The sequence below is a fragment of the Tardiphaga sp. genome (genome assembly GCF_028290785.1).
Classification (GTDB): domain Bacteria; phylum Pseudomonadota; class Alphaproteobacteria; order Rhizobiales; family Xanthobacteraceae; genus Tardiphaga.
The window spans coordinates 1-7,668 of the sequence record NZ_JAQGJD010000369.1; the positions used below are offsets into that span (position 1 = coordinate 1).

At 64.0% G+C, this 7,668-nt stretch carries 6 protein-coding genes; 1 reads left to right on the forward strand and 5 read right to left on the reverse strand.

Going from position 1 to position 7,668, the window contains the following annotated elements; translation table 11 throughout:
* Window positions 1-90: 90 nt before the first annotated feature.
* From JWR89_RS23440 to JWR89_RS23455, 4 genes are read right to left on the reverse strand one after another with little or no spacing between them, the layout of a single operon-like run.
* Window positions 91-1,590: an MBOAT family protein gene (locus tag JWR89_RS23440; protein ID WP_299720562.1), complete on the reverse strand. Its 1,500-nt coding sequence runs from the start codon at window positions 1,588-1,590 to the stop codon at window positions 91-93.
* A 5-nt stretch (window positions 1,591-1,595) separates the two neighbouring features.
* Complete coding sequence (locus JWR89_RS23445; RefSeq protein ID WP_299720563.1) at window positions 1,596-2,582, reverse strand: hypothetical protein; 987 nt, start codon at window positions 2,580-2,582, stop codon at window positions 1,596-1,598.
* A gap of 46 nt (window positions 2,583-2,628) precedes the next feature.
* Window positions 2,629-4,218, reverse strand: coding sequence for a DHA2 family efflux MFS transporter permease subunit (locus tag JWR89_RS23450; protein WP_299720564.1), 1,590 nt, complete (start codon window positions 4,216-4,218; stop codon window positions 2,629-2,631).
* 13 nt (window positions 4,219-4,231) lie between these two features.
* On the reverse strand, window positions 4,232-5,488 hold the full coding sequence (locus JWR89_RS23455; protein WP_299720566.1) for an HlyD family secretion protein: 1,257 nt from the start codon (window positions 5,486-5,488) through the stop codon (window positions 4,232-4,234).
* 181 nt (window positions 5,489-5,669) lie between these two features.
* Here JWR89_RS23455 and JWR89_RS23460 point away from each other — a divergent pair, with 181 nt between their 5' ends.
* Window positions 5,670-6,311 (forward strand): TetR/AcrR family transcriptional regulator, encoded by a 642-nt coding sequence (locus JWR89_RS23460; RefSeq protein ID WP_299720568.1) that lies wholly within the window; start codon window positions 5,670-5,672, stop codon window positions 6,309-6,311.
* A gap of 68 nt (window positions 6,312-6,379) precedes the next feature.
* Here JWR89_RS23460 and JWR89_RS23465 read toward each other — a convergent pair whose 3' ends face one another.
* Window positions 6,380-7,573: an extensin family protein gene (locus JWR89_RS23465; protein WP_299720570.1), complete on the reverse strand. Its 1,194-nt coding sequence runs from the start codon at window positions 7,571-7,573 to the stop codon at window positions 6,380-6,382.
* Window positions 7,574-7,668: the final 95 nt, after the last annotated feature.

Here is a 7,668-nt window from a genome sequence, read left to right on the forward strand (position 1 = left end):
CTGCTGTTTGCCGCGGCCGTGGTGGCGGTGGTCGCCATCAGCTCGCGCACGCGGGCGCGAAAATTGCCGGCGCCGCCAGTGTAGCTGGGCTCAGAACTGGAAGTACAGAAACTCCAGCCGCTGCCACATGCCGAACAGCGCCATGGTGAAGGCGATGGCGACCAGCAGCGCCCATGCGGCGTTCGGTCGCCAGCGCACGAAAACGGCGGGCTCGGGCGCTCGGCGATATTCGCGGTAGCAAAAAATCTGCGGCACGTTGGGCAGCGCCAAAGCGATGACCAGCGCCAGCGCCACCGCGATGCTTCCGACGAGCTGCAGCCGTTCCGCGTCGAGCAAGACCGGCAGATCCATGACGCGCAAAATTCCCGGCGAGACATAGGCCGCGCCGGAAGGAGCCGCGCCGACGAGGCCGGCCAGCATGCGCCACGCGCCGCCAATCGTGTCGGCACGGAAGAATACCCAGGCGATCACCACCGCCGCGAAGGTCGTGGCCCACCGTGCGACCTTGATCAGCGATGTCGGCCAATCGCCGTTCGCTGGCGAGGCCATGCCGCGCCAAAGGTGGTTGGCGCTGAGGTACAAACCATGCAGCCCGCCCCACACTACAAAATTCCAGCCGGCGCCGTGCCACAGACCGCCGAGCAACATGGTCAGCAGCAAATTGCCGTAGCGTCTGATCTCACCGTGGCGGTTGCCGCCGAGCGGGATGTAGAGATAGTCGCGCAGGAACCGCGACAACGTGATGTGCCACCGCCGCCAGAACTCGATGATCGAGGTCGCCTGGTACGGCGAGCGGAAATTCACCGGCAGCCGGATGCCGAACATCAGGCCCAGCCCGAGCGCCATGTCGGAATAGCCGGAGAAATCGAAATAGATCTGCAGCGTGTAGCCGAGCGTGGCGAGCCATGCCCAGGGCGCGGTGACGTCGCCGCCGGCATCGAGATGGGCAAACACTGGCGTCACGAACTGCGACAGATTGTCGGCGATCACCACCTTCTTGAACAGGCCGGCGACGAAGATCGCCACGCCACGCGCGGCCATCCCGGCGGTGCGCCCCGCGCCTACACGCTTGAATTGCGGGATCATCTCGGCGTGATGCACTAGGGGACCCGCGATCAGATGCGGGAAGAACGACACGAACAGCGTGTAGCTGACGATGTCTCGCTCGACCTTAGCGCCGCGCATCACGTCGACCAGATAGGCAATCTGCTGGAAGGTGAAGAACGAGATGCCGAGCGGCAGAATGACGCTGTCGAACGGCAATTGCGGGCCGCCGAGGGCGGCGATGCTGTTCAGCGCAAAGCCGGTATATTTGAAGTAGCATAGCGCCGCGAGATTGAATGTGACGCCGAAGACCCCGACGGCGCGGCGCCGCGCCGGATCGGCCATCAGCAGTCCCAGGCTGAAATTGAAACCGATCGAGGCGAGAAACAGCACTAGGTAGATCGGCTTCCATGCACCGTAAAAGACCAGCGACGCGCCGGCGAGCACCATTATCCCCGCCCGGGGAGAGTGCCTTCGCGCGGCGGCAAAGGCCAGCGCGGTCGCCGGCAGGAATTGGAACAGGAAGGTGAACGAGCTGAACAGCATCCCGGCTAGTTCTTTAGCTGGGTCATGAGATACCGCGTGTAGATCGGAATGCCGGCCCGGTTCAGATGCGCCTCGTCGGAAAAGTGCGACTGCAGCAAGCCAGGCACGGAGGGAATGTCGAGCACATCGAAGCCACAGCGACGGCCTGCCTCGGCCGTGACCGCGACCTGCTCGCGGTCCATCTTCGCCCAGGCGACATCGACGGCGCGATCGTAGCGCGGCGCCCAGGGAGGGGACACGACCGTCAGTTTTCGAACCCGACCGACCATGGCGCACAACGCACCCATTTCGTATTTGACCTTTGGGCCTGACAGGTCCCAACCCGCGTAAAAGGCATGCGAGCTAAGATCGTCCGGCCACTTGTAGCGCGGGTTGGTGTCGAGCCGGATCAGACCAAACTCCGCAGGCTGCGGGGCCGCGTCAGCAAGGCCCTGGCTGGCGGCCAGCCGTGAGTTGAACGCCTCGCGGATAAAGCGGATCAGCGTTCCCAACCGTAGCGGCATGAACGTCGCGATCTGGCCCGCGACGCCCATCCGCGCGGTGACATCCTGAGTGTTGGATCCCGCGGTGCGCACCCCGTCATTGAGGATCGGCGGCGTCAGGTTGATGACCAGATGGGAATTCCGAAAGCGTTCCGGCGCCAGATCGATCGTTGCCAGCACCGCCAGCGGCTCGCCGGCTTCATAGCCGATATTGATGGCTGATCCCTGCGGCCTGCCGGTCAATTCGGCCGCCAAAGCGGGATCGACCTGATAGTGGGTACGGCTGTCGCCGGCGAAGATGAGCTCGGGTCGCAGCTTCAACAGCGGCAGCTTCACGGCAAGCGCCATCGGCACGTCGTCGTGGACGCGATTGGCAATTGCGAGCAGTCCTGCAAGGCCCGCAAGCCACGCCAAGGCAGTGAGGGCAAGTGCACCGACGATCCAGCGGACCGACGTAGTTTGAATTCCCAGCAGGAATGTACCAGAATCGAGCGAGTGGCGGCTGAACATGCAACCGTTCAACCACGAATCCCTGGCCCGAACAATATGCCGCGCCTCAGTGCCCGCCGCCACCCGCCGCCGGGTTGTTCGGCTTGTTGAGCAGCAGCACCAGGGTGCTCAGCGCGAGGTAAAAGAACGACAACAGAAAGAACGCGTCGCCGAAGCCCATCACGGTGGCCTGGCGATGGACGATCTGGTTGAGCTGCTTCAACGCCATCATCGGGGCGTCGCCCATGCCCTGGAATTTCTGCGTGAAGTTGTTCAACGTCTCGACCGCCATGGCGTTGCCCCAGGTGACCTTGTCGTGCAGCCGCGAGATGTGGAAATCGGTACGGTCATCCAGCGCGGTGTTGATCAGCGCCAGACCCAGCGCGCCGCCGAGGTTGCGGGTCAGATTGAACAGGCCTGACGCGTTCTTGATGCGCTCCGGCGCCAGCGTGCCCAAGGCGATATTGTTAACCGGCACCATCGCCAGCATCATGCCCATGCCGCGCAGGATCTGCGGGACCAAGAGCTCGTAGAAGTCAAAGTCCTTGGTGATCCAGGTCATCTGCCAGGTGCCGGTGGCGAACAGCACCAGGCCGAGCGCGATCAAGTAGCGCAGATCGACCTTGGTCATCAGCCGGCCGACGATCGGCGCCATCAGGAACATCGCGACGCCGGAGACGAACATGGTCTCGCCGATCATCAGCGCGCTGTAGCCGCGGACCTCCGCGAGATAGCGCGGATAGAGATAGGTCAGGCCATAGAGGCCGATGCCGATGCAAAAAGAAAACATCGATCCGAGTGCGAAATTGCGGTCGGTGAAGGCGCGGATATCGACGATAGGCTCATGCGCGGTCAGCACGCGCCAGAAGAACAGCACGCAGGTGATCACGCAAATCACCGCGCAGATCGCGATCGAGGTGTCGCCGAACCAGTCGTTGCGCGGCCCCTCTTCCAGGACATATTCGAGGGTGCCGAGAAAGCCGCCCATGAAGCCGAGGCCCCACCAGTCGAAGTGATCGAGCAGGGCGAGATTGGGCTTGTCGAAATCCACCAACGCCAGCACGCCAATGGTGATGCCGATGCCGGGCACCACGTTGATGAAGAACAGCCAGTGCCACGACAGCGCGTCGGTGATGTAGCCGCCGACGGTCGGCCCCACCGTCGGCGCCATGGTGGCGACAAGGCCGATGATCGGCGCGACGATGTGGAATTTCGAGCGGGGAAACACGGTGTAGGCCGAGGCGAAAACGGTCGGGATCATGCCGGCGCCGAGAAAGCCCTGGATCGCGCGCCACAGGATCATCTGCTCGATCGACGAGGTGAAGCCGCACATCAGGGAGGCTACGGTGAAGCCGGCCGCCGAGATCGCGAACAGCATCCGCGTGCCCAGCGCCCGGGAGAGAAAGCCGGACAGCGGGATCGCGATCACTTCCGCGATCAGATAGGCGGTCTGTACCCAGGACACCTCGCTGGACGAAGCCGACAGGCCCGCCTGGATTTCCGACAGCGATGCGGAGACGATCTGGATGTCCAGGATCGACATGAACATGCCGAACACCATGATCAGAAACGCGAACAACCGCTTCGGCGCAATCTTGTCGGACGGCGCGGCGCTGGCCGGGATCGCGCCCGGCGTGGCAGTGGTCGAGGCGGCCATCGTGCTGTCCTGACTACTTGGGCGCGGGTTCGGCACCGGGCTTGGTGTTGACGCGGACATAGACCGACATGCCGGCGCGCAGCAGGTTTTCCTTGGCGACGTCGGCGGGGACCTTCAGCCGCACCGGCACGCGCTGCACGATCTTGGTGAAGTTGCCGGTGGCATTGTCCGGCGGCAGCAACGTGAATACGGAGCCGGCGGCGGGCGCGAGGCTGTCGACGGTGCCTTCGATGGCGCGGCTTGAGTCGGCGTCGAGTTCGATGCTGACCGGCTGGCCCGGCTTCAGGCGGCGCAGTTGCGTCTCCTTGAAGTTGGCGTCGATGTAGACGGCATCCAGCGGCACCACATTGGCGAGCCGCTGACCGACCGCGATGAAATCGCCGGTGTTGACCAGGCGGTTGGAAAACACGCCATCGACCGGCGCCTTGACCTCGGTAAAGGTCAGATCGCGCTCGGCCTTGTCGAGCGCGCTCTGCAACTCTGCAAGCTGGGCACGAGCCTCGTTCTGCTGCGCCCTGGTGACTTCAACGTTGTCGCGTGCGGCATCCACCGCCGCCTTCGCCGACAGCACGGCCGCCGCCGTCTGGTCGCGCGTGGCCTGCGAGGTTTCGAAAATCGCGCGCGACGCGAAGCCCTTGGTGCTGAGTGCGTCCTGACGGTCGAAATCGAGCTGCGCACGCTTCGACATGGCATCCGCTGACACCATCTGGGCGCTGGCCTGTTCGACCGAGCTCTGCATGGCCGTGACCTGACGGCCGATGCGCTCAATGGTGGCCTGCTGGGTGGCGATCTTGCGGCGGGCGGAATCGACGGCGATGCGATAGTCGCCGTCATCGATCTTGAACAGCACATCGCCAGCCTTCACCGACGTATTGTCGCCGGGCAGAATCTGCGCGATGTGGCCGGCGACGCGCGCGCCCAGCGTAGAGTTGTTGGAGCGCACATAAGCATCGTCGGTGGCGACGATGAAGCGCCCGACCAGATAGTAGTGCACGCCATAATATACGCCGGCGACTGCGAGCAACGCGCCGACGCCGAGCAGGATGGCTTTCTTCTTGCCGGATTTCGGCGCAGCCGCAGGTTTGGCTTCGACAGCCGGCGCGGCGGGCTTGTCGGCAGGGGCATCCGCAGGACCGCGCGCCACGGCGTCATCGGAGGAATGAGCATGAGCTTCGGCCGAGGCCGTAGAGACGACGCGGACCGGCGTGGCATCGGCAGCCTCGGCTTCGGGGCGAACAATACGGGCAGCGTGGTCGCGCGGTCCGGCCATCGAGGCCTCCTCAAAAACGGGATACGGAACGATGCCGGAAACGACATCCGTCCAACCTGATATGCCGCTTTTACATTGACCGAACGGTTCGGTCAAGTTATATTGGCGGCTATGGAACCCTAGCTTTCCGCCGTTTCAGAAGGGTTTCGAAAACTGAAATTTCCCGGGACAGGCTGAACCAATGGTTGCAACCCCTCACGTCGCGCTCACGGTGGTAGGTGATGAGGACAGCGCCAAGCGCCGCCAGATTCTCGACGGTGCGCGTTCGGTATTCATGGATCTCGGTTTCGACGGCGGCAGCATGGGCGAGATCGCCCGCGCCGCCGGCGTGTCGAAGGGGACGCTCTACGTCTACTTCGCCGACAAGTGTCGGCTGTTCGAAGCGATCGTGGAGCAGGAAGTCCTTGAGCAGGGCAAGCTGGCGTTCAACTTCGATCTGTCGCGCGATGCCGAGACTACGCTGAAGGAATTCGGCACCGCTTATATCCAACTGCTGTGCCGCCCCGGCGGCGGATCATCGACGCGGACGGTGATGGCGATCGCGGAACGGATGCCGGAAGTGGGCCAGCGCTTCTACAACAACGTGGTCGCGCTGACGATCGGCCGGCTCGCCACCTATCTCGAAGCGCGGGTGACCGCCGGCGAACTCGTGACCGATGACTGCCAGCTCGCAGCTTCGCAATTCATGATGTCCTGCCAGGCATCGCTATTCATGCCGTTCATCTTCCAGGCGGCTCCGGCGCCCTCCTCCGCGGAAATCGCACGGGTGGTCAACAGCGCGACGCGAATGTTTTTGGCGGCGTATCGGGTCCGACAGGACTGAGGGATCGTGCCCCGGATCCGCGAAACCATACGGCGTATGACGTCGCGTTCAGAGCAACGGAACGTGCGCTACTCGTTCTTGTAATCTTCCGCGTCGTCATAGGCCGCTTTGCGGCCCGGCTTTGCGCGGCTGCCGAGGGAGCCGGTGGATGCCGGATCGCGGCCGGAATAGCCGCTGCGCGGCATGGCACGGGCAGCGACCTGTTCGCCGGACACCGCGGCCGGCTGGCAGATGATGCGGCGGCTGGAACGGCGCATCAGATCGACATGGATGTGATCGTAGTGGAACACGTTGGAGCCCGGCGCGAGTACGGTGTTGAACACCTGGCACGCCGCGCCCTGCACGTCGCGCAGAAAGCCCTGCTCCTCCGCCATGCCCTTCCAGCCATCCTTGACGGAAATCTTGCGGCCATCGGCCAGCGTGAAGGAGGCGATGTCGAGCGCGTTGCCGAACGCGTGTTCGGAGATATGCGCGCGCGAATTGCCGTTCATGCCGCGGCAGGAATAGGCGGAGATTTGCTTGATCTCGGCGACCCGCGAGCCAAACCAGCGCATCGCCGCGGGCTGTACGGCCTCCGCCAGCCACTTGTCGAGCGCGGAAACGATCGGACAGGCCAGCGTCGCGGTGGGCTTCAGAGTTACAGGGCCGACCGAACCGGTGACGTTGCCCTGCGCCGGACCCAGCCGTTGCGGAGCATAATCCTGTGGCGGCGCGGCCTGCACGCCGGAACTGTAACGGCCGTATGGCGCGCGGGGCTGCGGCGCCGCTTGCGGTGGCGCCTCAGGCTGCTCGACCTCTTCTTCTTCCGGATGAACGCCGGGGGCATTCAGCGAGATCGGCGCGCCGGCAGTGCCGCCGTAGCCGGGTTGCGGCTGGCGTGCTGCGGTGTCGGGATATGAATTGGGATAGGCTGGTGCGGGCCGCGCCATCGGTTGCTGCTGCACCGGCCAGCGCGGCTGGTTGGAGGCGTTGCCAACGCTGCCGGGGGGCCGCAACTCATCGGCAAAGCCAAAGCTGCCGCTGCTCTCGCCCAATGCGGCGACCTTCAGGGGAAATTCGGCGCCGCAAACCCCCGGCCCGGAAATCGGGTTGATCCGAACGAGATCGGCCCCCTCTTTCACGGTCCCGGATTTCAGGCATGCGACTTCTGCCTCGGCACGCCAGGGTTCGCGCTCCTCGGTCTGAAACAGACCTCGACCACAACCCGCAAGCGATACAAGGACGACGGAGCCGACGAGATACAAACGAATTCCGCGCGTCATCCGCGCAATGTCGATGAAATGATTTAAGGCTTCTTCAACGCGAAGAATTCATCTTTGATTCACCACGTCGGTCAGGCGGGCACCGCGCAGGTCTG

Bases quoted from the DNA above. Each gene is read 5' to 3' on its own strand.
- JWR89_RS23450 (WP_299720564.1), bottom strand. From the start codon at position 4,218: ATGGCCGCCTCGACCACTGCCACGCCGGGCGCGATCCCGGCCAGCGCC.
- JWR89_RS23440 (WP_299720562.1), bottom strand. From the start codon at position 1,590: ATGCTGTTCAGCTCGTTCACCTTCCTGTTCCAATTCCTGCCGGCGACC.
- JWR89_RS23465 (WP_299720570.1), bottom strand. From the start codon at position 7,573: ATGACGCGCGGAATTCGTTTGTATCTCGTCGGCTCCGTCGTCCTTGTA.
- JWR89_RS23460 (WP_299720568.1), top strand. From the start codon at position 5,670: ATGGTTGCAACCCCTCACGTCGCGCTCACGGTGGTAGGTGATGAGGAC.
- JWR89_RS23445 (WP_299720563.1), bottom strand. From the start codon at position 2,582: ATGTTCAGCCGCCACTCGCTCGATTCTGGTACATTCCTGCTGGGAATT.
- JWR89_RS23455 (WP_299720566.1), bottom strand. From the start codon at position 5,488: ATGGCCGGACCGCGCGACCACGCTGCCCGTATTGTTCGCCCCGAAGCC.